Origin of the sequence: Hyphomicrobium sp. LHD-15 (assembly GCF_031157355.1) — a bacterium.
Taxonomy (GTDB): domain Bacteria; phylum Pseudomonadota; class Alphaproteobacteria; order Rhizobiales; family Hyphomicrobiaceae; genus Hyphomicrobium_C.
In genome coordinates this window covers 406,999-429,452 of the sequence record NZ_JAVIFT010000002.1, presented here as the reverse complement: position 1 = coordinate 429,452, position 22,454 = coordinate 406,999, and the positions used below count along the sequence as shown (strand labels likewise).

18 protein-coding genes are annotated in these 22,454 nt (G+C 63.7%); 12 read left to right on the top strand and 6 right to left on the bottom strand.

The genetic code is table 11. The annotated features are described in order from the left end of the window. Positions 1–179: 179 nt before the first annotated feature. Positions 180–968, bottom strand: coding sequence for an alpha/beta fold hydrolase (locus RCO24_RS08700; RefSeq protein ID WP_308961455.1), 789 nt, complete (start codon positions 966–968; stop codon positions 180–182). A gap of 209 nt (positions 969–1,177) precedes the next feature. Between RCO24_RS08700 and RCO24_RS08695 the strand changes: the two genes are divergently transcribed. Beyond that, complete coding sequence (locus tag RCO24_RS08695) at positions 1,178–2,380, top strand: glycosyltransferase family 4 protein (protein ID WP_308961454.1); 1,203 nt, start codon at positions 1,178–1,180, stop codon at positions 2,378–2,380. A gap of 203 nt (positions 2,381–2,583) precedes the next feature. Beyond that, positions 2,584–3,111, top strand: coding sequence for a translation initiation factor IF-3 (gene infC / locus RCO24_RS08690; protein WP_308962400.1), 528 nt, complete (start codon positions 2,584–2,586; stop codon positions 3,109–3,111). Positions 3,112–3,323: 212 nt separating this feature from the next. Here the strand turns inward: infC and RCO24_RS08685 are convergent, their stop codons facing one another. The 4 genes from RCO24_RS08685 to RCO24_RS08670 all read right to left on the bottom strand — a co-directional run bounded on the left by RCO24_RS08685 (position 3,324) and on the right by RCO24_RS08670 (position 11,297). Further along, the gene (locus RCO24_RS08685; RefSeq protein ID WP_308961453.1) at positions 3,324–4,808 is read right to left on the bottom strand and encodes a L,D-transpeptidase; all 1,485 of its coding nucleotides are present in this window, start codon (positions 4,806–4,808) and stop codon (positions 3,324–3,326) included. A gap of 262 nt (positions 4,809–5,070) precedes the next feature. Beyond that, a complete protein-coding gene (locus tag RCO24_RS08680) occupies positions 5,071–6,465 on the bottom strand; it encodes a VWA domain-containing protein (RefSeq protein ID WP_308961451.1) in 1,395 nt (464 codons plus the stop codon). 158 nt (positions 6,466–6,623) lie between these two features. Further along, entirely contained in the window at positions 6,624–9,935 is a 3,312-nt protein-coding gene (locus RCO24_RS08675; RefSeq protein ID WP_308961450.1) for a hypothetical protein, read from the bottom strand. A gap of 198 nt (positions 9,936–10,133) precedes the next feature. Next, on the bottom strand, positions 10,134–11,297 hold the full coding sequence (locus RCO24_RS08670) for a thiolase family protein (protein ID WP_308961449.1): 1,164 nt from the start codon (positions 11,295–11,297) through the stop codon (positions 10,134–10,136). A gap of 273 nt (positions 11,298–11,570) precedes the next feature. Between RCO24_RS08670 and RCO24_RS08665 the strand changes: the two genes are divergently transcribed. The 7 genes from RCO24_RS08665 to RCO24_RS08635 all read left to right on the top strand — a co-directional run bounded on the left by RCO24_RS08665 (position 11,571) and on the right by RCO24_RS08635 (position 18,369). Beyond that, entirely contained in the window at positions 11,571–12,083 is a 513-nt protein-coding gene (locus tag RCO24_RS08665) for a Fur family transcriptional regulator (protein WP_308961448.1), read from the top strand. Between the two features lie 12 nt (positions 12,084–12,095). Further along, on the top strand, positions 12,096–13,046 hold the full coding sequence (locus RCO24_RS08660; RefSeq protein ID WP_308961447.1) for a metal ABC transporter ATP-binding protein: 951 nt from the start codon (positions 12,096–12,098) through the stop codon (positions 13,044–13,046). After that, the gene (locus tag RCO24_RS08655) at positions 13,043–13,846 is read left to right on the top strand and encodes a metal ABC transporter permease (RefSeq protein WP_308961446.1); all 804 of its coding nucleotides are present in this window, start codon (positions 13,043–13,045) and stop codon (positions 13,844–13,846) included. The genes RCO24_RS08660 and RCO24_RS08655 overlap by 4 nt, the downstream gene beginning before the upstream one ends. A 78-nt stretch (positions 13,847–13,924) precedes the next feature. Beyond that, positions 13,925–15,181 (top strand): flavodoxin-dependent (E)-4-hydroxy-3-methylbut-2-enyl-diphosphate synthase, encoded by a 1,257-nt coding sequence (gene ispG / locus RCO24_RS08650; RefSeq protein WP_308961445.1) that lies wholly within the window; start codon positions 13,925–13,927, stop codon positions 15,179–15,181. 120 nt (positions 15,182–15,301) lie between these two features. After that, positions 15,302–16,189, top strand: a complete 888-nt coding sequence (locus RCO24_RS08645) for a thiamine pyrophosphate-dependent dehydrogenase E1 component subunit alpha (RefSeq protein WP_308961444.1) — start codon at positions 15,302–15,304, stop codon at positions 16,187–16,189. Next, positions 16,186–17,205 (top strand): transketolase C-terminal domain-containing protein, encoded by a 1,020-nt coding sequence (locus tag RCO24_RS08640; RefSeq protein WP_308961443.1) that lies wholly within the window; start codon positions 16,186–16,188, stop codon positions 17,203–17,205. Before RCO24_RS08645 ends, RCO24_RS08640 begins: the two co-directional genes overlap by 4 nt. Then, on the top strand, positions 17,206–18,369 hold the full coding sequence (locus tag RCO24_RS08635) for a biotin/lipoyl-containing protein (RefSeq protein WP_308961442.1): 1,164 nt from the start codon (positions 17,206–17,208) through the stop codon (positions 18,367–18,369). 95 nt (positions 18,370–18,464) lie between these two features. Here RCO24_RS08635 and RCO24_RS08630 read toward each other — a convergent pair whose 3' ends face one another. Beyond that, positions 18,465–19,382, bottom strand: coding sequence for a farnesyl diphosphate synthase (locus RCO24_RS08630; protein ID WP_308961441.1), 918 nt, complete (start codon positions 19,380–19,382; stop codon positions 18,465–18,467). Positions 19,383–19,591: 209 nt separating this feature from the next. Here RCO24_RS08630 and mtgA point away from each other — a divergent pair, with 209 nt between their 5' ends. The 3 genes from mtgA to RCO24_RS08615 all read left to right on the top strand — a co-directional run bounded on the left by mtgA (position 19,592) and on the right by RCO24_RS08615 (position 22,222). Further along, a complete protein-coding gene (mtgA, locus tag RCO24_RS08625; RefSeq protein WP_308961440.1) occupies positions 19,592–21,016 on the top strand; it encodes a monofunctional biosynthetic peptidoglycan transglycosylase in 1,425 nt (474 codons plus the stop codon). Between the two features lie 337 nt (positions 21,017–21,353). Continuing rightward, positions 21,354–21,539 (top strand): 50S ribosomal protein L32, encoded by a 186-nt coding sequence (gene rpmF, locus RCO24_RS08620; protein WP_308961439.1) that lies wholly within the window; start codon positions 21,354–21,356, stop codon positions 21,537–21,539. 236 nt (positions 21,540–21,775) lie between these two features. Next, positions 21,776–22,222: a hypothetical protein gene (locus tag RCO24_RS08615; RefSeq protein WP_308961438.1), complete on the top strand. Its 447-nt coding sequence runs from the start codon at positions 21,776–21,778 to the stop codon at positions 22,220–22,222. Positions 22,223–22,454 lie beyond the last annotated feature (232 nt).

The following is a 22,454-nucleotide window of genomic DNA, read 5'->3' as shown; positions in this document are numbered from 1 at the left end:
CCGGGCGAAGTAAGCGCAGCGCACGAGAACCGGAACCCAGCACAAAAGTCGTCGAAGACACAAAAGACCCAAAGCGATAGGAGCCTTTCGCTGGATCCCGGCTCGGCGCTCGGCCTCCTAGAGGAGACCATCGCTTGGCCGGGATGACGAGAATGCACCAGCCATAGTGAGTTCACAGCCTAGAGCAGTTCTTCGATAAGCGCGTACAGCTTCGCAAGATCCTGCGGCCGCGACAGCCGATGCTCGCCGTCCGGCACTTCGGTGATCCTCACCCAGTCGCCCGCCAGCACCGTTTGCAGCGCCCGCGCATGGCTGATCGGAACGTCGCGGTCCTCGGCCCCCTGCAGCACCAGCACGGGTCGCTTCGGATCGAACCCCGCGCCCTTGAGAAGGTGCCGCTGCCCATCCTCGATGAAGTTTTTCGTGATGACGTATCCTGCGGGATCGTAGTCCGAAGGCCGCACCCAGCGCCCGGTTTCGGCAATCTCGCGTTTGATCTCGTCGGAGAACTGGTTCCACATAAGCTCTTCGGTGAGGTCCCAGGCCGGCGCGATCAGCACGAGACCGAGCACACGCTTTGCTTCCTCCGGTGCGGTCTCCATCAGGTGGCGTAGCAGAATGAGGGCGAGGTGCGCCCCCGTGCTCGATCCGACCAGGATCTGTGGCCCGCGCGTCGACGTCCGGAACACTGCCGCGCTTTCTTCCAGCCAATCGCTGATCGTCGTATCTTCGAAGCGCCCCTCAGAACGCCCATGCCCCGAATAGTCGAACCGCGTAAAACCGAGGCCGCGCTCCGCCGTCCAGGCCGCGAGCGCCTCCGCCTTGGTCGAGCCCATATCGGACTTGAGACCGATCAGCCACAGCAGCCCCGGCTTGCCCTCGGCGTCGGGAGCCCGCGCGAGAGAGGCAATTCTGCGGGCCTTCGCGCCGCTGCCCACCGTGATGAATTGCGGATCGCTCTCGCCCATCCTATGAAACCTATCCTGCTCTCTAGACCATGATCGCTTCAGGCCTTATCAGCCTGAAGCGTGAATCATCGGTCTCACTAAAGATCGCCATGATCGCTTCAGACCCTATCAGTCTGAAGCGTGAATCATCGGTCTCATCAAAAAGCCGGAGCGTGATTGATACTAATCGAGCAATCACGCTCCAGTGCGCCAATGGATCGGAGGCCGGCTTGGCCCAAAAGCGCCCCACCATACTTCAGATCATCCCGGAGCTCGACACCGGCGGGGCCGAGCTTTCAGCGGTCGAGATCGCGGATGCCATCGTCCGTGCGGGAGGGCGCGCCCTGGTTTTATCCGAGGGCGGACGATTGGCGCCACGCATCGCCGCTGCCGGCGGAGAGTTCGTCCCCTTTCCGGCCGCCACCAAGAACCCCATTCGCCTGCTTTGGAACGCGCGCGTCATTCGCCGCATGATCGAGCGTGAGGGCGTCGATCTCGTCCATGCCCGCAGCCGCGCCCCGGCCTGGAGCGCCATGATTGCGGCCCGCAGAGCCGGCAAGCCCTTCGTCACGACCTACCACGGCGCCTACAATGAAAAAACGAGCCTCAAGCGCGCCTATAATGCCGTCATGGCCAAGGGCGATGTCGTTATCGCCAACTCCCGCTACACGAAACAGCTCATCGAGCAGCGCTACGGAACCGAGCCAGGCAAAATTCGCGTCATCTATCGCGGCGTCGACGGCACCAAGTTCGATCCGGCGGCCATATCGGCGGAACGCAAGGCGGCGCTGAGAGCGCAGTGGAAAGCCGCCCCCGATACGCGCATCGTTCTCCAGCTCGCCCGCCTCACCGCCTGGAAGGGCCAAAGCACGGTGATCGAGGCTGCCCGGCTCCTCGAAACCGAAGGCCGCCTCGGCCCGACGCTGATCGTGCTAGCAGGCGACGCCCAGGGCCGCGACGCGTACCGGGAAAAGCTCGAAACCGAGATCCGTGACGCAGGCCTCACCGGCAAGGTGATCCTGCCCGGTCACGTCGAGGACGTCCCGGCCGCCCTCGCCATCGCTCATCTCGCCGTCGTCGCCTCGACCGAGCCCGAAGCCTTCGGCCGGGTGGCGACCGAAGCCCAGGTCATGGGCTGCCCCGTCATCGCGACCGACCTCGGCGCTCCGCCCGAAACGATTGCCGCCCCGCCGTACGCCGCGCCACAGGACGCCACCGGCTGGCTAGTTCCCCCGGGCAACGCCGTAAAACTGGCTGAAGCCATGGCGGAAGCCCTGAACCTCGTCCCGGAGGCCCGAAAGGCGCTCGGGACCCGCGCACGGGCCCGGGTGCTCGGCAACTACAGCCTCGACACCATGCGCCTTGAAACACTCGGCGTTTACGACAAGTTACTGGGCACGCGCCTGCAGGCGTCCTACCCCAGAATTTCTTAACTCATCCCCATGGCTCTGCGTTGCATCAACCCAACGCGACTTGACTTGGGGCCCGTTCTTCTCAATTCTCCGGCCAAATGGTCCGGCAGTCCACGGAACGGCACGCCCTTTTTGGGGCGAGGCCGTTGTTTTCTGAGGGAAGCTGCCGTAGCTATTGCCGGACCGACCGAAACAATTGATGGAGATTGAACATCCGCAAACCTATGCGAGGCGCCGCCGAGCGCGAGCCCACCGGCCCGAAGATCAACGATGCGATCCGGTCCCGCGATGTGCGGCTCATTGATGAAACCGGACAGAATGTCGGTGTTGTATCGAAAGTAGATGCGCTTGCGCGGGCTGAAGCGGCCGGACTGGATCTGGTCGAGGTTTCCCCTGACGCCGAGCCGCCGGTCTGCAAGATTCTCGACTTCGGTAAGTACAAATACCAAGAACAGAAAAAAGCTGCCGAAGCCCGCAAACATCAGAAAATCGTCGAGATCAAAGAGATCAAGATGCGACCCGGCATCGATGATCACGACTACGACGTGAAAATGCGCGCCATCAAGCGCTTCTTCGAGGAAGGCGACAAGGTCAAGGTCACGCTGCGCTTCCGCGGCCGTGAAATGGCGCATCAGCAGCTCGGCATGGCCGTGCTGGTTCGCGTCAAGACCGACGTCGAGCCGATCGCGAAGGTGGAATCCGAGCCGCGCTTCGAAGGCCGTCAGATGGTGATGGTGCTCGCACCGAAGTAAGGCCGCGCACCAGTCCTGATACCGATTAAACGGCAGCGCCAAGCGCTGCCGTTTTCATTTTGTGGGTCAATCAAGCCCCAAGACCGATGTCTATTTCTGACCCTTAGCGGACATGCCAAAGACGGAACATCAAAACCGTACGGAATTTCCGGCAAGCCGCCCATTCCCCCTCGACGCGGCGACAAGGTAGCCGATCGTCGGCGTGGGCCGGGCTACCAAGCCCACTTTGATTGCACCTGTCTTGTGCGCCCGCGTTTGGCGTCCGGTGGCGGAGGCGGCGGACCAAAGAAGCTGAAGAAGCCGCCGCCTTCCCAGGGCTTGACGACGGGAGGGGGTGTCGGCTTGCGCGTTTTGAAGCCGCCCTGAGGCTGGTTGCTCAACACCGCAACGAACTCGGTCCGATAGTTGGTTTCTTTACTCAAAGGCTCGTCGGAGACGATGATCGAGGATCGCGGCAGCGCCGTCGGGGCGATGCGATCCAGCACTTCGCTCGGAATGCTGATGCGATCGAGGGCATTTTTAGCATCGTCACCAGCGTCGATCGAGACCGCGCTCCAACGAAGACCGGCGCCGTCGGACGCCATCGCAGTGAACACATGCGTACCGATGGGCAGGTCAGGATCGCGGATCGTGACCGGAGCCTCGATGGTCGCATCGAAAACCTCGCCCCCATCCGGCCACGGCTTGCGCGTGTTCCGCCGCACGTAGAGCTTTTGCGTAGCGCGGCTGATGTAGATCGAGACCGGCTCGAGCGCGAGCTTCGCTTCTGTCGCAGCTTTGGCAGTCTCGGGCTTCCGAGTGGCCGCGTCCTTGGCAGCCTCCTGCGCGCTGGCTGCCGCGTCGATCTTTGCCGTCGCATCGGCTTGAGCGGCTTCGAGTTTCGCTGCCGCTTCGGCGGCCTTGGTCGCGGCTTTGAGCTTCTGCTCCTCGGCACTTGCCTTGGCCTGGTCGGTCTTCGCGGCAGCGAGCGTCTTTTCGGCGCGGGCAAGCGCGCCGTCGGCCGCAGACTTGACGCCTTCCGACTTGCGCAGCGCCGCCTTGGACGATGACGCCTCGCGCGCAGCTTTGGCAGCCGCCTTCTTTGAAACATCAGCGGCTTTGGCGGCCTCGGCAGCTTCGAGTGCAAGCTGGTCAGCACGCTCCGGAGCGGCAGAGACAGCCTCCGCGTTCGGCACCGGCAGCGCCGGGTGAGAGAACGCTTCCGGCGTCGCGTCGTAGGGGGAAACAATCACGCGCATCCCGATACGCGTCATATCGAACAGCTTCTCCGCGAAGCCGTACGGCATCCGCACGCAGCCATGGGAGGCGGCATACCCAGGCAGTGGGCCGCCATGGAGCGCGATACCGTTCCAGGTGAGACGCTGCATGTGCGGCATGTGCGCATCGTCGTAGAGGTTCGAGCGATGGTCGGCATTCTTCTGGAGAATAGCGAAGACGCCGGCCGGCGTTTCGCGTCCCTTGGTGCCGGTCGAAACCGGTGCTTTTACGATCCAGCCGTCGGCATCATAGAACGTGACTTGTTGCGACTTGATCGACACGATCGCCATGATCGGTTCGCCGGCATCGCGTGGCGCCGTCTCCTCGACGGGGCGTGCGGCCTTTGCGCTGGCGTCGACACTCAGCGCCATCAGCGCGCATACAGCCGCTATCGCTATAGTCCCGGGAAGCCTCACACGCAGTACAGTTGATAGCGGCATTGTCGATCTATCTGACAAGAGTGATCCCCGTTTGATGCCAGTCCTGGTTAGCGTTGATCAAGTTTGAACACGCAATCTTAAGGTTGCCTTAGGGAGCTCCGCTCTCGGTGTGCTCTTTTGGACACTTTGCTCGTCCCTGGGGGCGAGCTCCACGGTCGACGTCCGCTCTTGGCCCATATCCGACATCCCAATTGAAAAAACGGAGCGGCATTGCCGCTCCGCCGTCGTTCAGACAGGTTTCGCCGAACAATACCCAACGGGATCAATAGGCCTGCTGGACCTTCGACTTGTGCTGGTCCTGGCGCATGACCTTGCGCGTCTTCTCCCAGTTCTCGCCTTCGAGGCTCGCGGCCGCCTCCCGGCTCTTTTCCTCGAGCTTGTCGAGCGTCGAGATCGAAGCCTTGGGAGCCGCCGCCGCGCCCGAGCCCAGCACATCCTTCTGCCGGTTGAGATAGGAGGCATTCTCTTCGAGCGCCTTCTTGGCCGCCGCCACGTCACCCTTGTCGCGCAACTCCACCGCCCGTTCGCTGTTCTCGGTCGCGACCTGCTCCGTAACCTGGCTCATGACGCCCTTGTTGACGCTCGCCTCGGCCTCCTTGGCATCATCCGAGAACCGCGCGCGGACGTTGGTCTTGGCAGACGCACGCGTCCCGCTTTCGAGATTGAGATAGTCGACCTCGACGTTCGCGACGTCCCCGTCGCTCGCGCTGGTGGAACGGCCGGTCGGCGCCTCCAGCTCCACCACGACATAACGCTCGTTCTCGACCTGAAGCTGGTTGAGCTTCAGCGTGATGCGGCTTCCGGAAATGTCCCCTTCGCGTCCGAGCACGCGCTTCGGCTTGAAGCCGTCCTTGCACTCGATGTTGATGATGATGTCGCGCGCCGCGATCGAAAGCGCATCTCCGAACTCGCGATCGAAGATCTCTGCAAGATCGCTCGGCCGCTCGACGAACACGTGGTTGCCGTCGCTGGCCGCCGCCAGGCGCTGCATTAGGTCCTCGTTGTATTCGAGCCCGAGGCCGATGGTTGAAACCGTAATGCCCTTTGCCGCAAGCTCCCGGCCGAGGTTCGCCAGCTCGCCCGGCGTGCTCGGCCCGACGTTCGCAAGCCCATCCGACAGCAGCACGACGCGATTGACCTGAAGATCGGAGCGGAACGTCTTGACCTGCTCGCCGCCTTCCTTGACGCCTGCATAGAGCGCCGTCGTCCCGCTCGCACTGAGGGATTCGATCGCGCGCTCAAGCTTGCTGCGATCGCTTCCGACCTTGCCCGCTTCGCGCAGCACCTCCACCTCATGATTGTAGGACACCAGTGAAACGACATCGTCGGACCCGAGCCGGTCGAGCGCCACCTGCGCGCCCTTCTTCGCCGCCGCAAGCCGATCTCCGCTCATGGAACCTGAGCGATCGACGACGATCGCAACGTTGATCGGCGCGCGATCCTTCCGCGCCTTGGCCGCGAGCGTCTTGAGCGAAAGCCGCAGGTAAACGCGATCGGAGCTCTTCGTATCGATCACGGAATGGCCAAGCTCGGCGCCGATCTGAACGTCGGCGGCGCGGGCTTCGGAGCCAGGGGAAAGGAAAGCGCCGCACAACGCGGCCAGACTGAAAAGGGAAGCCGAACCAAACAAGGAAGAAAGCGTGCGCACAGGCGACATGAAATTCTCCTCATCAAAATGAGCACGCAGAATAAAATCGCCCGCGGGCGGAATAACGCGAAACTGGTGACGGAACGGCGCAGGAGCAGTGTCAAAAAAAAGAAAAGGCCCGTGCGGCTGAACCGGCACGGGCCTCGTATCTCAGGAAAGGTAGGTAGCTAGTTCAAGGCGCGCTTGGCGTCGCGAACGGCCGCCTGCTGCTGAGAACCGAGCAGCAGCTGCTGGAACTTCGAATCGAGATGCATCCAGTCCTTGTCAGTCCGGCGCGGATTGGCTGCAAGATCACCCAAAACCCGCCGCGCCACGATCATCAGCGCCTGCTCCTCGTTCCGGAGCGAGCCCGATCCGTTCTGCGGTTCGAGATCTTCGACCAGCTCGCCAAGCTCGCGCTCGTACGGCCCTTTCGGCAACAGCATGATCAGCTGCCAGTTCTGCGAGATCTCCTCCGAGGCGGCAACCAGATGCTGGCGCCTCAGATCGTCTTCCGGAGCCAGCATCTTGTCGAGCGCTTCGAACGCCCGCGTGACGCGCGCATGCTCCTCCTCGTCGCGATCCGAGAGGGACTGATTCAGAAGCCGGTTGTTGTGGCGCAGGTTCGAAAGCGTTTCCGCCGCCTGCAACGCGGCTTCGAACGCAATGCCTTCGAGCGTCATGAAGTCGTCGGGCTGAACGCCGAGCGCCCCGAGCAGCGGCTCGAGATATCCCGCCGTCGGCTCGGCCGAAAGCGCGGGCGCCGGCTTGTCCTTGCGGGTCTGATCGGTCAGCGCCGGGTTTGCCGGCGTGAGCGAACCGCCATAGCCGGCTTTCCCGGCAGCCGAAGCTGCAATGCGCCGCCGCCCCGCAGCCGGGCCTTCGAGCCGATAGCCGCCCCGCGCCACTTCGCGGGCCCGGATACGCGCCAGCGTCTTGTAGAGATCCTTGTGCACGAAGTAGCTGTCCGTGCCCTTCTCGCGCTGCACGACCGAGAACGTCGCACCGGTGTTCAACACGTTGAGAATAGGTGCGCGGGCTTCGTCCATCACCTCGTCGAGGGCAACGACCGAGGTAAAGCCGGTCTGCTTCGGATCGTCGATGGGCACCAGTTCGGCAAGCACGGCCTCGCAATTGGCCGCCACCTCCGGCAAGAGCGCGACGACCACCTGATCTTCGAGCTGATCGAGCGTCAAACCGCGCTCGGCCTTCTCGCGGTTGGTCTCGAGTTCGCGCTTGATGACGGTATTCAGGAATTCCAAAAGCTCAGAACGCACGAGATAATGGCTCGGCCGCTCGCCGCGCCGCACCGCACCGATGATCGCGCCCGCGTTCAGCACTTCGCGCACCTGCACGGCGGTTTCCGGATCGAGTTCGTCGAGCCGCACCTCGTTGGAGAAGCCTTCCACGTTCTCGATCGGATGCATCGACTGCGACACGAGCCGCGCCTTGCGGAACATGTCCGGCAGCAGCGCCGTCTCGATCATCGCGTTTAGCTCCTGAGAGTTGCGCGCCTTCATGCTCGGCACGTCCGACAGCGGCGAGCGCACGGCGTTGGCGCCGAACAGGCCCGTCATGAAGATCAGGCTGTCGATGCCGATTGCGATGGCGAGCGCGAGATAGGCAAGCCTGTTGCCGTCCTGGAACGCGTTGAGCGACACCACGAAGTTGTGGGCCTTGTCGTCGCGATTGAGGTCGATTGCCGAGAGTTTGGCGCCCATTACCGAGGAATCGCCGCTCGGCAAACCGGAATCCTGCAGGCACTTGCGCCCGAACTGCAGCAGCGGATCGACACCGCCCGTTGTCGGCACCTTGTCGCCGCCCGCGCAGTTCGTCTCGTATGCCTTGAGACCGGCGTTGAGCGCGAAAATCGTCGCTGCCGCTTCCACCGCCTGCTTGGGATCGCAATCGATGTTGCGCACGCGATCCTTGGTCGCCGCCGTGCTGATCATCGCATCATAGAGCTGCGTGCAATGTTGATGCAGCGAAGCCAGCTGCTCCGCATTGGGCTGCTGCCGGAAATCTGCGCGGGCCCGCTCGAACGCCGCGCGCACGCGCGCCGGATCCACCTTCTGGCCTTCCTGGCCAAGCTGCGAAGATTCCGCCGCCTGAATACGCTGTTCGGCCGTCACTGCCTCGCCCTTGAGCTTGGCAAGTTCGCCGTCCACGCCGGCAAGCTCGCGCTCGATCTGCGCCACGCGCGTATCGACGGCATCTAGCCGCTTCTGCGCATCGCGCACGCGCTCCTCGCCGATCTTGTAGTACTCTTTGAGTTTGCCCATCTCCGCCACGCGCTGGCGATAGATTGGACCCTTGCCTTCCTTGAGCGTGCCTTCGACGCCCTTGTCTTCGGCCATGGCTTCGACGCGCTTCGCATCGACCTCCTTGGCGCGCGTGTCGAGCTCGGACTTCTTGCCCGAAAGATCAGCCGCAAGCCCGGGCCGGTCGGCCTTGAGCCGCGACAGCTCATCCGTGAGCACGTTCTTCTTGTTTGCAAGCCCGGCCTGTCCGCTGGTCGCGGTCGCGATCCGCTCCTGCTGCACGGCAATAGACGAGCGATGCGCCTCCATCTGCTTCGTGAAATGCGTCTCGATCTCCGACTCGGCCCCTTCCGAGGCCTTCGAGAGATTTGCGAGCTGCGTTTCATAGGCGTTCCAGCCTTCGCTCTGGAACAGGTGCTCGGCTTCCGTCATCCGGCGGCTGGAAATAGTCTCGCCGATATCGGCGACCACGCCCGCCACCTGGTTCTTGGTGCGGATCTCGGCCGCGCGCTCGCGCTGGTCCTTCGGGAAGATGACGTTGAAGCGGCTGTCGAACGAGAAGAACACGCTCGTCGCCATGCAGGCGATGAACATCACCCACAGCATCGCGTTCTTGGCGACGATGCGGATGCCCTGCGCGTAAGGTTGCACGACATCGCTCGTCGAGAACATCATCACCGCCGAAACGGCGAGCAGCACCGCACCAGCAGCAGCAAATCCATAAAGCAGCTGATCGCTCGAAACCCCGGCATGGACGATCGCGATTGTGATGGCCGCAAGCACAAACCCGCCGCCCAGAACCGAAAGCGCCACCAGCGGCGGGCTCACGCTCCGGCCTGACTTGCCGCGCACCTGGTTCATTCCGGTCGCGAAGCTCTCGCCGATCAGCCACGCGACGATCAGCATCACGCCGTGAATGCCGAACGTGAACATTGCGGAGAGCACCGATTCCCCGGTGAAGTTCCGCATGCCGTCCCACGTCGTCCAGCCGCCAGCGAGCGAGAGCAACAGCGCCGAGCCGCCGATGAGAGCGAGCCGCCAGTTGGTGAACAGCGTCTGTTCGATGGCCGTCCAGAGCTTCGGAAGCAACCGCACCAGCGCGCTTGCGACCGCCAGCACCAGAAGCCCCATGATGATCCAGTTCGCCGCCTGCGGCAGCGAGAGGTCCTGACCGACATTGGGAAATGACGGAAGTGACTGAACGACTCCGTCCGCCGTAGCCTTGACGTCCCAGCCCATACTCTCAAATCCTATCTCACGCTCCAGCCCGGAGCGCAGGCGGCACAAGTATCGTGCCTTCGCGCAGAATCCTTATGCGCATTCCTTACCATTCCCGGGCTTTAACGCGGCGGGATTACGGCGATCGGAGCACATGAAGGCTATTTAATGTCTGCTGAAAACGTAAGCGGCGCTTTGGTTCCGTCGCCCGCTGCCCCCTCACCGCACGGCTTCAAACAGCGCCGCGAGCCCGAGACCGCCGATCGCGCCGAGCGTCGCGACACCGTATTTCGACTTCTCAGGGCCGGCGGCGCGCACCAGGGTCGAGAACAAGCGAACCACCAGCACGGCACCAGCCGCCCCAAGTGGGTGCCCGCGCGCGACAGCGCCGCCATCGGGATTGATTTTGGCAAGGTCTATGTTCAAGAGTTCAGACAGCGCAATCACTTGCGCCGCCGAGCTTTCGCTCAATTCGAACACGCCGATCTCGTCGCGCTTGAAACCGTTGAGGCGACTGTAAAGTTTCTGCATTGCCTCGATCGGCGCCTCGCCGTCGTTGTCGTGCGCAACGCCTTGCGCGGCCGCCGAGACGAGCCGCATGGCAGCCGGCTTCCCCTTCTCCCGCCAGATCCGCTCGCTGACGACGACAACGAACGCGGCGCCATCATGCAGAGCGCTGGTATTGCCGGGCGTTAGCGTTCCATGCGGCGGCGCAAACGGCTGCATCTCCTCAAGGTCGTCCATTTGAGGTTCGACCGCGCTCTGGTCGCGGTTCTCCTCGGCATTGGCGCGCATCGGCACGATCTCGCCGGCGAACCGGCGCGCCACGCGAGCCGCCTCCGCCTTGAGATGGGACTGCATCGCAACCATATCCTGCCGAGCGCGCGTGATCCCGAGACGGCGCGGCAAGAGCTCGGAAATCTCGAACGGGGTCGCGTCGTCGAAGGTCTCGTCGCCTGCCGGCTCGACCCGCAGGAAATGTGGAAGCTGATAGAGGCTCTTGGGTTTGGCGACGCGCCACGGCGCCGTCGACAGCGAATCCGCCCCTCCCGCGACCACCACGTCCGCTTCGCCCGCCTGGACGACGCGCACCGCCGCGATGATCGCATCGAGCCCCGAAGCGCACTGCCGGTCGATGGAATGGGAGGCAACCGTCTCTGGAAGCCCCGAGGCCAGCGAGATCAGCCTCGCGGGATTGCCACCTTCTGACGCGTTTCCGACAATCAGCTCGTCGACGTCGGCCGGCTGCAAGCCGCTATCCTTGAGCGCGGCGAGGATGACCGGGGCAGCGAGGTCAGCGATCCGCCGGCTTCGATGCAAGCCGCCAATTCTGCCGAGAGCTGAACGCCTGGCCGCGATGATGTAGGTGGACGAGAAAGGCATAGACGAGAAATGCTGTCCGCAAGAAGAAACGCAACCCAACCGAAACGCATGCGGGTCTAGCGATGGGCGCTAGTAACTACAGAAACATGGCAAAAACCGGGTAAGTGTAATACTGTTACTATACACGCCAACTGCCGATGTCCGCTGTACCTTTACATGTCACATCACAATCAATTCAGCGGACGGAAAACCAGCTGCGGCGATTTCTCTAGGCAGGAGGAAGCGTCATGATATTCTGTTGCAAACGGACAAAAGAAACGAACAAAGGTCCCGATGTCTGACGTCGCAAATCGCACCGCGTTTCCCCCACCGGACAAATCCAATGGCAAGCGCTTGGCCAAGGCCGTCGAGCGCGCGGGAGAGGAGTTCGCGGCCAAGAACCTGCGCTTCACCAAATTGCGCCAGATGGTCTACGAGGAGATCGCGGCCACCTACGCCTCGATCGGCGCCTATGAAATCCTGGCCCGCCTCGCCGACAAAGGCACACGCGTCGCCCCCATCTCGATCTATCGCGCCATCGACGCCCTGCTCGAAGCCGGCGTCATCCACCGCCTCGAAAGCAAGAACGCCTTCTTCGCCTGCCGCCGGATGGATCACCGGACTGGCCGCCGCCCGCTGTTCCTCTCCTGTGAGAAATGCGGGGCCGTCGGCGAAGTGGACGGCCAGCACATCTTCGACCTGATCGGCGAAGCGGCGAATAGCGCGAAATTCGTCGCCCGTGTTAAGTTCGTCGAAGTTCAGGGCCTCTGCCCGCGCTGCGCCGCGGACGAGAAAAAAGAAGATTAGGCTGGTTCTCGCATGACCGAGCGACCCGGAGAAACGGCGGGGCCTGCGGGCGTCGCTCCGGCGCCACCCCACGCCTCCTCTCACACCACACACGTCCATAAACTGGATGGCTCGTGCTGCTCCGGCCATAGTCATGGCGCGCCCGCGGCCCGCCCCCTCGATGCCACCGCTCTCATCAGCGCCCGCGGCCTCAAGATCGTCCGCTCGGACCGCACCATCCTGTCCGACATCGACCTCGACATTCACCCGCGCGAGATCGTGACCCTCATCGGCCCGAACGGCGCTGGCAAAACGACCCTCGTTCGCGCCCTGCTCGGCCTCGAACGCCCGGACGGCGGTATCGTCGCCCGTCGCCCCGGCCTGTCGATCGGCTACGTTCCCCAACGCTTCGACATCGACCGCACACTTCCGATGACGGTCGAGCGCTTCCTGTCCCTCGGCGCGGGCGCACGAAAAAACCGGATCGCCCGCGTGCTGGATGAGGTCGGCGCCTCCCACGTCATTCATCAGCAATTGAGCGAGCTATCCGGCGGTGAGTTGCAGCGCGTGGTGCTCGCGCGTGCGCTCCTGAACGATCCCGCGCTGCTGGTGCTCGATGAACCGGTGAGCGGCGTCGACTACGTCGGCGAAGCGGAGCTTTATGGGCTGATCGGCAGCCTGCGCGACAGCCACGGCTTCGGCGTGCTCCTCATCTCCCACGACCTTCACATCGTCATGGCGCAGAGCGACCGCGTGGTTTGCATCAATCGGCATGTCTGCTGCTCCGGCATTCCGGAAACCGTCGCCCAGCACCCGGAGTATACGCGCCTGTTCGGCCCCGAGGAGGCGCGCACGTTCGCCGTATACCAGCACCACCACGATCATCGCCACGATCTGAGCGGCGAGACGGCCCCTGCTGAAGGCAGGCTCGGTGGACCTGCGGGACGTGCGCAGAGTGGTCTTGCCGGAGGCGAGCAAAAGTGAGCACCCTCGAGCCGTTTCTTCTGCGCGCGCTCGCAGCTTCGCTCGCGCTCGCCATCGTCGCCGCCCCGCTCGGCTCGCTCGTCATCTGGAACCGCATGGCCTACTTCGGCGAGACCATCTCGCAGGCGAGCCTCATCGGCATCGCGCTAGGTCTCGCCCTCGGCACCGACATCACCGCCCCGGTCATTTTCGTGACCCTCGTCGTCGCCGGGCTCCTGATCCTGCTCTCGCGCCAGAAGGTCGTGCCGCTCGATGCCATCCTGGGCCTCATGCACCACGGCGCCTTGGCGCTCGGCGTCATCGCCACCTTGAGCCTGCGCGGCCCGGCCGTCGATCTGATGGGCTACCTCTTCGGCGACATCTTTGCCGTCACCACCACCGACCTCTACTGGATCTACGGCGGCGGTGCCGTGGTGCTCGGCGTCCTGGCCTGGCTCTGGCAGCCCATGCTGCGCCTCGCCGTACATGAGGAGCTGGCCTCCGCCGAGGGCGTCAACCGGGACCTTGTGAAGGCCGCTTTCATTGTCCTTCTGTCGCTTACCATCGCCATTGCCATCAAGATCGTCGGCGCGCTGCTCGTGATCGCCTTCCTGATCGTCCCGGCCGTGGCTGCCCGCCCACTGTCCTCGACACCCGAGCGCATGGCCCTGCTGGCCGCCGCCATTGCGGTATTGAGCGTCATACTCGGAATAGCCCTCTCCCTGAACTTCGACGTGCCGGGGGGGCCCTCGATCGTCCTGTTCATGGCGCTGATTGCCGGCATTTCGGTCGCCTCGGCGGCATTCGCGAGGCGCTCTTGAGCGCACCCCGCTGGCCGAACCGGCCAACCTCTATTAAATGAAGGGCGCGGAAGCCCTCTGACGACACCCAAAGCACCAATGATAGATATCGACGAAAATTCGATTGTCCCGCGCCGATGGTCGATCCCGGTTGACGTCGGCGGCGTCGTGGTCGGCGGATCGACCCCGGTCGTCGTTCAGTCCATGACCAACACCGACACGGCCGATATCGCCGCGACGGTCGCCCAGGTGGCAGCCCTCGCCCGCGCCGGCAGCGAGCTGGTGCGCATCACCGTCGATCGCGACGAAGCCGCGAAGGCCGTGCCCCACATCAAAGAGCAGCTTCTGAAGCGCGGCGTGCACGTACCGCTCGTCGGCGACTTCCACTACATCGGCCACAAGCTGCTCGCGGAAAATCCCGCCTGCGCCGAAGCGCTCGACAAATACCGCATCAACCCCGGCAACGTCGGCTTCAAGGACAAAAAGGACAAGCAGTTCGCCGACATCATCGAGATTGCCCTGAAGCACGACAAGCCGGTGCGCATCGGCGTTAACTGGGGCTCGCTCGACCAGGATCTCTTGACGCGCCTGATGGACGAGAATGCCGTTTCGCCCAATCCCAAGGACGCGCGCCAGGTCATGCACGAAGCCATCGTGCAATCGGCGCTCATCTCGGCCGAGCAGGCCGAGAAGCTCGGCATGGGTGCCGACAAGATCATCCTCTCGGCGAAGGTCTCGTCCGTTCAGGATCTAATCGCCGTCTACCGCATGCTGGCCGCCCGCTGCCGCTACGCGCTGCATCTCGGGCTCACCGAAGCCGGTATGGGCTCGAAGGGCATCGTCGCTTCGACCGCCGCGCTCGGCATCCTGCTGCAGGACGGCATCGGCGACACCATCCGCATCTCGCTGACGCCCGAGCCGGGCGGCGACCGCTCGCTCGAAGTGAAAGTCGGCCAGGAAATCCTGCAGACGATGGGCTTCCGCTCGTTTGTGCCCGTCGTCGCGGCGTGCCCCGGCTGCGGCCGCACCACCTCCACCGTGTTCCAGGAACTGGCCCGCGACGTCGAGAATATGATTCGCGATCGGATGCCCGATTGGAAAACCCGCTATCCGGGCGTCGAGACGCTGAACTTCGCGGTCATGGGATGCATCGTCAACGGGCCGGGAGAATCGAAACACGCCGACATCGGCATCTCGCTGCCCGGCACCGGCGAGAGCCCGGCCGCCCCCGTCTTCATCGACGGCAAGAAGGCGATGACGCTACGCGGCCCAAACATCGCCGCCGACTTCAAGACTCTCGTCGAGGACTACATCGAGCGCCGCTTCGGCGTCGGCCAGAAGCGCGAAGCGGTCTGACGCGGCCCGACGAAAAACTCCGTCAATCGAGTTGCTGATCCCTACGTAAGCTCCCTGAAAGCTCAGCGTCCTACGCCTGTGTGCACGACACGAGTTGCATCGACGGACGAGCGCGCAAGGATGCAGAAAGCCCTCACCCCACGAGGCTCACTTCGAGCCATGTACGAGACGATGGCCCTGATCCGCGCCGTCGAGACCAGCCTTCTTGATCTCTTCAGCAAGGGCAAGCTGCGCGGCACGGTGCATACTGGCATCGGCCAGGAAGCCATCGCCGCCGGCGTCGTCGCCGCCCTCGATCCGGACCGCGACGTCCTCTGCTCGAACCACCGCGGCCACGGCCACTACCTCGCCTACTGCGGCGACGCCCGCGGCCTCATCGCCGAAATCATGGGCCGCGCCGACGGCGTCTGCAAAGGCGTCGGCGGCAGCCAGCACCTTCACAAGAAAAACTTCTATTCGAACGGCATCCTCGGCGGCATGGCGCCCGTTTCCGTCGGCATGGCCATGGCCGAGAAAACCCGGAAATCCGGCGCCATCGTCGTCCAGTTCGCTGGCGACGGCGCGCTCGCCGAAGGCGCGTTCTACGAAGCCTTCAACATGGCCGCGCTCTGGAAGCTGCCGTACATGCTCGTCGTCGAAGACAACGGCTACGCCCAGAGCACGCCGAAGGCGCTCGAGCAGGCAGGCCGCCTCGCCGATCGCGCCAAGCCCTTCGGCATTCGCGTGATCGAAGCTGACGGCAACGACGCGGAAGCCGTCCACGAAGCCGCCGAGACGCTCGCCGAGCACATCAGATCAGGCAATGGCCCCGGCGTTCTCTACTGCACGACCTACCGCCTCGCGCCTCATTCCAAGGGCGACGACATCCGCGACAAAGCCGAGATTGCCGAAGCCTGGACGCGCGAGCCGCTCGTAAACGCCCGCGCCAAGCTCGCCCCCGATTTCTGCGACGCCGTCGACGCGGCCGTCGCCGCCCATGTCCGCGACATCATCGAAGCGCTCACATGACCCCTGAAACCTCACCGCCCTCGACCTACCTGCAAAGCTTGAACCGCGGCCTCCACGCCGCCATGGCCGCTGATGAGCGCGTCCACTTCGCCGGCGAGGACGTGCTCGATCCATACGGCGGCGCCTTTAAGGTTTCGGCCGGTCTCTCGACCCGCTTCCCCGAGCGCGTTCACACCACCCCGATCTCCGAAGGCATGATCACCGGCCTCGCAAGCGGCATGGCGCTGCGCGGCCTGAAACCGGTCGTCGAGATCATGTTCGGCGACTTCCTGACGCTGACCTTCGACCAGATCATGAACCACGCCGTGAAGTTCGGCACGATGTACGGAACCGAGATCGCGGTTCCGATGGTGATCCGCACGCCGATGGGCGGACGCCGCGGCTACGGCCCCACCCACAGTCAGAGCATCGAAAAGCACTTCTTCGGCATCCCGGGCTTAAAGGTCATCTCACCGTCCCACGTTCATGGCGTGGGTGATCTGCTCGGTACGGCCATCGCGAACGAAACGCAACCCGTGCTCTTCATCGAATACAAAAGCCTCTATCCGCTACCGCTGTTCAACGGCAACGAACTGCTGAGCGTCGAGGCGACCTCCGCCGATCCCTACGCCACCCGCATCGTTCGCAACTTCGAGACCGGCGAACCCGATGCCGTGCTCATCGGCTACGGCGGCGTCGCACCTCTCATGCTCGAAGTCGCCGAGAAGCTGGCCGAGGAGGAGATTAGCGTCTCCATCGTGCTGCCGGCTGTCATCTCCCCGCTCGATATCGCACCGATCGCGAAAGAAGTTGCCCGTGCCCGCCGCGCGCTCGTCGTCGAGGAAGGCATGCAGGGTTTCGACTGGGGTGCCGAGGTCGCGGCCCGCTTGCACGAGACGCTGTTCGGAAAGCTCGACCGCCCCGTGCGCCGCCTCGCCTCCAAGCCTCAGATCATTCCGACGTCGAAGGACGGCGAAACCGCCACCCTGATCAGCGCCGACGACATCGAGGCTGCCGTCTACGAGGAGCTTGCCTAAATGATCCATGTGATGCGCATGCCCGGCGTCAACGCCAACGAGGACAGCGCCATGCTGGTGCGCTGGATCGTCGACGAAGGCGCACCGGTCAAGAAGGGCCAGCTTGTCTGCGAGATCGAGACCACAAAAAGCGCAGTCGAGGTCGAGGCCGAAGCCGATGGCTTTCTAGTTCCCCTCGCGCCCGCCGGTGCCAGCCAATCGGTCGGCGTTCCGATCGCCGTGATCAAAGCCAGCCTCGATTTGGATCACGCCGCCGCCCTGGCCGGTGAAGCCGGCGCCGGAAAATCGGAGGCCGAGAAGCGCTGGACCAAGAAAGCCGCGATCGTCGCTCGCCGCCTCGGCATCGACATCGACGCGCTCGCCAAATCGAAGCCCGGCGTTACGCTGACCGAAGCTGACGTGCTGGCCGCCCAGAGCGGCGCCCCGCAACCTTCTCCAGCCGCCGCAACCGCGGCCCCGGTCCCCGTTTCACTCGCGCCTCAACCGGCAACCGCTCCTCGCCTCGCATTCGGCCAGCACTTCGAGCGCATTCTACTGATCGGTGGCGCCAGCGGCGCCGGTGCCCTCGCCGTCGAAGCGATCCTGCGCACCTCTCACCAGCGCCCAGGCGGCATCATCGACACCAACCCCAAAACCCACGGCCAGATCATCCACGGCGTGCCGGTGCTCGGCGACCGCACATCCATCCCCGCGCTCTGGAAAGACGGCCAGTTCGACGGCGCCATCATCCTTTTCACCGACGACATCGACGACCGCACCGAGCTGTTCAACAGCCTCGTCGCGGCCGGCGTCCGCATGACCAATGTCATCGACCCGTCGGTGCAGATCCGCACCGACGTGAAAATGGGCGTCGGAAACGCCATCATGTCGAACGGCTTCATTGCCCACAGCGTCGAGATCGGAAACAACAATTTCTTCGCCAGCCACAACGTCATCGAGCATCACTCGAAGGTCGGCGATCACAACGCCTTCGGACCCCGCTGCACCGCTTGCGGCCGCGTAACGATCGGCAATTCGATCCGCTTCGGCATGCATGTCGGCATCGAGCCGTATCTGACCATCGGCGACCGCTGCATCATCGCCTCCGGCACCACGCTAACGAGCTCGGTTCCAGCCAACACCATCGTCAAGGCGCGCTCGACCAACGAATTCCGCGCCCGCTGAGCCTACGCTGTCATTCCGGCCAAGCGACGGCCTCTACTAAGACGCCGAGCGCAGAGCCGGAATCCAGCGCAGGTCTCCTATCACGACAGGACTTTCTAGCGGTCCCGCCGCGCAACGAATCGCGCCGCCTCGATCAAGGGCTCAGCCTTCGCGCCGAACAACGCCAAAGCCTCGATGGCCGCTGCCTCGACACGGCGCAGCTCGGCCCGCGCGGCTTCGAGCCCCATCAATGAAACCAGCGTCGCCTTGCCGGCCGCCGCATCCTTGCTGACCGCTTTGCCGACAGTCGCCGCATCGCCTTCCGCATCGAGCAGGTCGTCCGCGATTTGGAACGCGAGGCCGACGTGCGCGCCATAGCGCAGAAGCGCATCGCGCTGATCGGCCGTCGCCCCCCCGAGAACGGCGCCCGCTTCGCATGCGAACCGGATCAACGCACCAGTCTTGAGGCTCTGCAGGTGAAGCACCTCGGGAAGTGAAAGCGGCGCGCCACCCGGCCGCCGTTCAGCCTCGAGATCCAGCGCCTGCCCGCCGACCATCCCCGCCCCTCCAGCCGCCTTGGCCAGCCCGGAAATCAGCGCGAGCCGCGTTTCAGGGTCGTGATGCGTCTCTACCCTGCTCAGAATCTCGAAGGCCAGCGTCAGCAGCGCGTCCCCGGCCAGGATCGCGGTCCATTCGTCGAACGCCTTCCACACCGTAGGCAGCCCCCGCCGCACCGCGTCGTTATCCATGGCCGGCAGGTCGTCGTGCACCAGCGAATAGCAATGCACGCACTCGAGCGCCGCCGCGGTATCCAAAGCCTGGGTTTCGCTAAGCCCGAAAAGAGCCGCACTCTCGATGACAAGAAAGGGCCGGAACCTTTTGCCGCCCCCGAGCGTCGCATGACGAAGGGCATCGAGCAGGCGGGCTGGAACGGGGGTGGCCCCTTCAGATTGCTCGATTTTTGAGCCGATTAACGCTGCGAGGCGAACGTCCGTTAGCCCTGCGATCCGATCGAGCCTTTGCGTGAAGGTCATAGACGAAGTACCTAGAAGCAGTGCTGAGCGCCTATGTCCGGGCACCATGGCAAGGACCGGCTCTGCATGATGAGGGAACGGGACGGAACCGACTTTCCGATGAGGAGCAGGTGCAGTCAAAGATCCCGGGGATTGGGTCGCTCTCAAAAGCGGCCGATACACCCGAATTTGACTGAGGGAAACCACGAGTGGCGCGGGATATAGCATCCGTGGCGGACAACGACACCCGTTACGACTTGGAAGCGCGCAGCGATCCGCTGTCTCTGCCCGATGCCCCACGCACGGAAGGCGGCCCCGCATCTCGCGCCTTGGAGCTGCCGGAAGAGCCTGACACCACCCGTCCGCGCCGTTTGGGAGAGACACCGGCAAGCGATCTCGCACCCGGCACTCCGGAACAGTCAGCCGAATCACAGCCTGAGGCCTTGTCGCCTCCAGACGAAAAGCCTTGGCACGCCGCTATCGCCGAAGCTCTGACGCAGCCCGAAACCACGGAAGCCGCTCCGGCAAATGAGCTGGCAGAGCAGCAGCCTCCACAAGCCGTCGCCGAGCCGACCGCGGACAAGGCGACTTGGGACGAGGCCGCCGCTCCGGCACCCGAGCCCACGCTGGGCGAACCGGCCGCACCATCGCATGAAGAAGCTGTCGCCACGGCCTTTACCGATGCCGCCGAAGGGCTGTTCCGGCCCCCCGCAAGCGGCCCGGGCGATGAGACCCATCTCGTTACCCTCGGCCGCAGGCTCGATCCGTCTCTGCGCATTCCACGCCCCACGGCACCGGTCATCGAGCCGAAAACCGAAACCGCCGTAAAACCAACGTGGAAGAGCCGCCTCTACACGATCGCGCGCTACGCAGGGCTCGCCGTTGCGGGCTATCTGGCGCTGGTTTTGGTGCTGATCGTCCTGTTCCGCTTTGTCAATCCGCCCGGCTCGATGCTGATGCTGACGCAGCTTCTCACCGGCACCTCGATCGACCGCACCTGGGCTTCCTTCGACGAGATTTCCCCCGCCCTGGTCCGCGCCGTCATCGTCTCGGAGGACGGACGCTTCTGCGAGCACGGCGGCATCGACACCCAGGCCATGAAGGAAGCCATCGAGCGCGCAGCGGGCGGCGCCCCACGCGGAGCCAGCACCATCTCGATGCAGGTGACCAAGAACCTCTTCCTTTGGAACGCGAAAAGCTACCTCCGCAAGGTCATCGAAATCCCGCTGACGCTGATCATGGAGCTGCTCTGGCCCAAGCAGCGCGTGCTCGAGGTGTATCTCAACATCGCCGAGTGGGGGCCGGGCGTGTTCGGCGCCGAAGCGGCCGCCCGTCACCACTTCAACAAATCCGCCGCACGCCTCGACGAGCGCGAGGCGGCGTTGCTGGCGGCCGTGCTTCCGAACCCGATCGTTCGCGTCGCCGGTGCCCCCGGTTCGCAGACCTCGCGGAAAGCGCGCGTCATCCAGTCCCGCGTGAAGGCCTACGGTGCCGTGGCGTCCTGCGTGGTCGCGCCCTCATCGGCCGCCACCCCGGCGACGGCCAAAACGCCGAACATTCGCAAGCCCCAGCCCCTTCGCGCCCAACCACGGCGCACGCCGCCGCCCAAGAAGAAGGTGGACGACTGGGCGCCAATCCTGAATTTCGGAAACTAACGATTATTTTATATCAGTTTCAATGATATAGCGCGGACCAATCGAGCCTGCGACGCATTCAGCGGCGCCCTTGCGTCGCCAGGTCCACGCTCTGAATCACACTAGCGCAAGCCCGGGATTATCGGTATAAGGCCCGCAATATTTGGATTTGGAGCCTGCGGCGCCCGGTCAATTCGATTGGACGTCGCGTTTGTTTTGGCGGCAAGCTACCATCGTTTCGGATCCTGGCATCTGTTGCGGGCGAGCCGGAACGAACAAGTCTAAGGCTCCATCCAACGTAACCACCTGCAAAGATCGAATTTGCGCCCACAGGCGCCGAGATGACCGGAGTTAACCGATGGCTGTTCCTAGGAAAAAGACGACCCCGATGAAGAAGGGTCAGCGCCAGTCGCACGATGCGCTCACTGCTCCCGCCTATGTCGAGGACAAGGAGAGCGGCGAGCGTCGCCGTCCCCACCATATCGATCTCAAGACCGGCAAGTACAACGGCCGCCAGATCCTGGCGCCGAAGTCGGACGTCTGAGTCCGACATCCTGGTGCTGCAAAGCGGACACCAGATTGTCGTAGACGTCGGCGAAGATCGCAGCGAGCATAACCCGGGACGTCCGACAACCAGCCAATGGATCGGAAGCGCCCCGGGCGGGGGCTACGGGGTGAGCCTGCTACCAAACGGGCGTCGTCGTTTATCTTGAGGTCCCTCGAAAACTTTCAGAGGATAGGCCACAGCCTATCGTCGTCGTAGGCCATCAGGAGAGAACCATGTCGCTGCGCGCCATCCCAGTCACGATCATCCCCTTCATTCTCTATAACCTCATCGTTCTGTTTTCCGGCGCGCCTGCGCCGGAAGTCGCAAGCGATGGCGCAGCGGCCGCGCGCGCACTTCTCGCGACCGAGCTGTTCAGCCTCCCGATGATCAGCGGCGCTCGCTGGTTCTTCACCTGGGGCGACCTGATCCTCATCCTCACGCTCATCATTCTCTTTATCGAGATCCTGAAAGCCACCTATACGTCCACCTCCTCGCTGGTCGACCATGGCCTGTCGATGATCGTGTTCGTTGCCGCCCTGATCGAGTTCATCGTCGTTCCGCAGGCCGGCACCTCGGTGTTCTTCCTGTTCCTGGTTGCGCTCCTCATCGACGTCATCGCTGGCTTCACCATCGGCATCCGCGTCGCCCGCCGTGACATCGGCTTCGGCAGCGCCGACTAAGCCAGCCTCGATCACCCGCCTGGATTTCAGCGTGTGCGGTCCCCATCGGGATTCGCACACGTTGTTCATTGTGGGATCGGCAAGATAGAGCTACCGTTCGAACCGTTGATTTGGTTCCAGCTCGGACCACCCACGTGGCGACAACCGATATCGATTTGACGGGCAATCCAGTGTCCCACCGCATGTGCGCACCATCGGACCAGCCGTCCGATGATGGTCATGGATTGCATTC

Coding starts and splice junctions, on each gene's coding strand:
- RCO24_RS08700 (WP_308961455.1), bottom strand. CDS start 968: ATGGGCGAGAGCGATCCGCAATTCATCACGGTGGGCAGCGGCGCGAAG.
- infC (WP_308962400.1), top strand. CDS start 2,584: ATGCGAGGCGCCGCCGAGCGCGAGCCCACCGGCCCGAAGATCAACGAT.
- RCO24_RS08685 (WP_308961453.1), bottom strand. CDS start 4,808: ATGCCGCTATCAACTGTACTGCGTGTGAGGCTTCCCGGGACTATAGCG.
- RCO24_RS08680 (WP_308961451.1), bottom strand. CDS start 6,465: ATGTCGCCTGTGCGCACGCTTTCTTCCTTGTTTGGTTCGGCTTCCCTT.
- RCO24_RS08675 (WP_308961450.1), bottom strand. CDS start 9,935: ATGGGCTGGGACGTCAAGGCTACGGCGGACGGAGTCGTTCAGTCACTT.
- RCO24_RS08670 (WP_308961449.1), bottom strand. CDS start 11,297: ATGCCTTTCTCGTCCACCTACATCATCGCGGCCAGGCGTTCAGCTCTC.
- RCO24_RS08665 (WP_308961448.1), top strand. CDS start 11,571: ATGTCTGACGTCGCAAATCGCACCGCGTTTCCCCCACCGGACAAATCC.
- RCO24_RS08660 (WP_308961447.1), top strand. CDS start 12,096: ATGACCGAGCGACCCGGAGAAACGGCGGGGCCTGCGGGCGTCGCTCCG.
- ispG (WP_308961445.1), top strand. CDS start 13,925: ATGATAGATATCGACGAAAATTCGATTGTCCCGCGCCGATGGTCGATC.
- RCO24_RS08645 (WP_308961444.1), top strand. CDS start 15,302: ATGCAGAAAGCCCTCACCCCACGAGGCTCACTTCGAGCCATGTACGAG.
- RCO24_RS08640 (WP_308961443.1), top strand. CDS start 16,186: ATGACCCCTGAAACCTCACCGCCCTCGACCTACCTGCAAAGCTTGAAC.
- RCO24_RS08635 (WP_308961442.1), top strand. CDS start 17,206: ATGATCCATGTGATGCGCATGCCCGGCGTCAACGCCAACGAGGACAGC.
- RCO24_RS08630 (WP_308961441.1), bottom strand. CDS start 19,382: ATGACCTTCACGCAAAGGCTCGATCGGATCGCAGGGCTAACGGACGTT.
- rpmF (WP_308961439.1), top strand. CDS start 21,354: ATGGCTGTTCCTAGGAAAAAGACGACCCCGATGAAGAAGGGTCAGCGC.
- RCO24_RS08615 (WP_308961438.1), top strand. CDS start 21,776: ATGTCGCTGCGCGCCATCCCAGTCACGATCATCCCCTTCATTCTCTAT.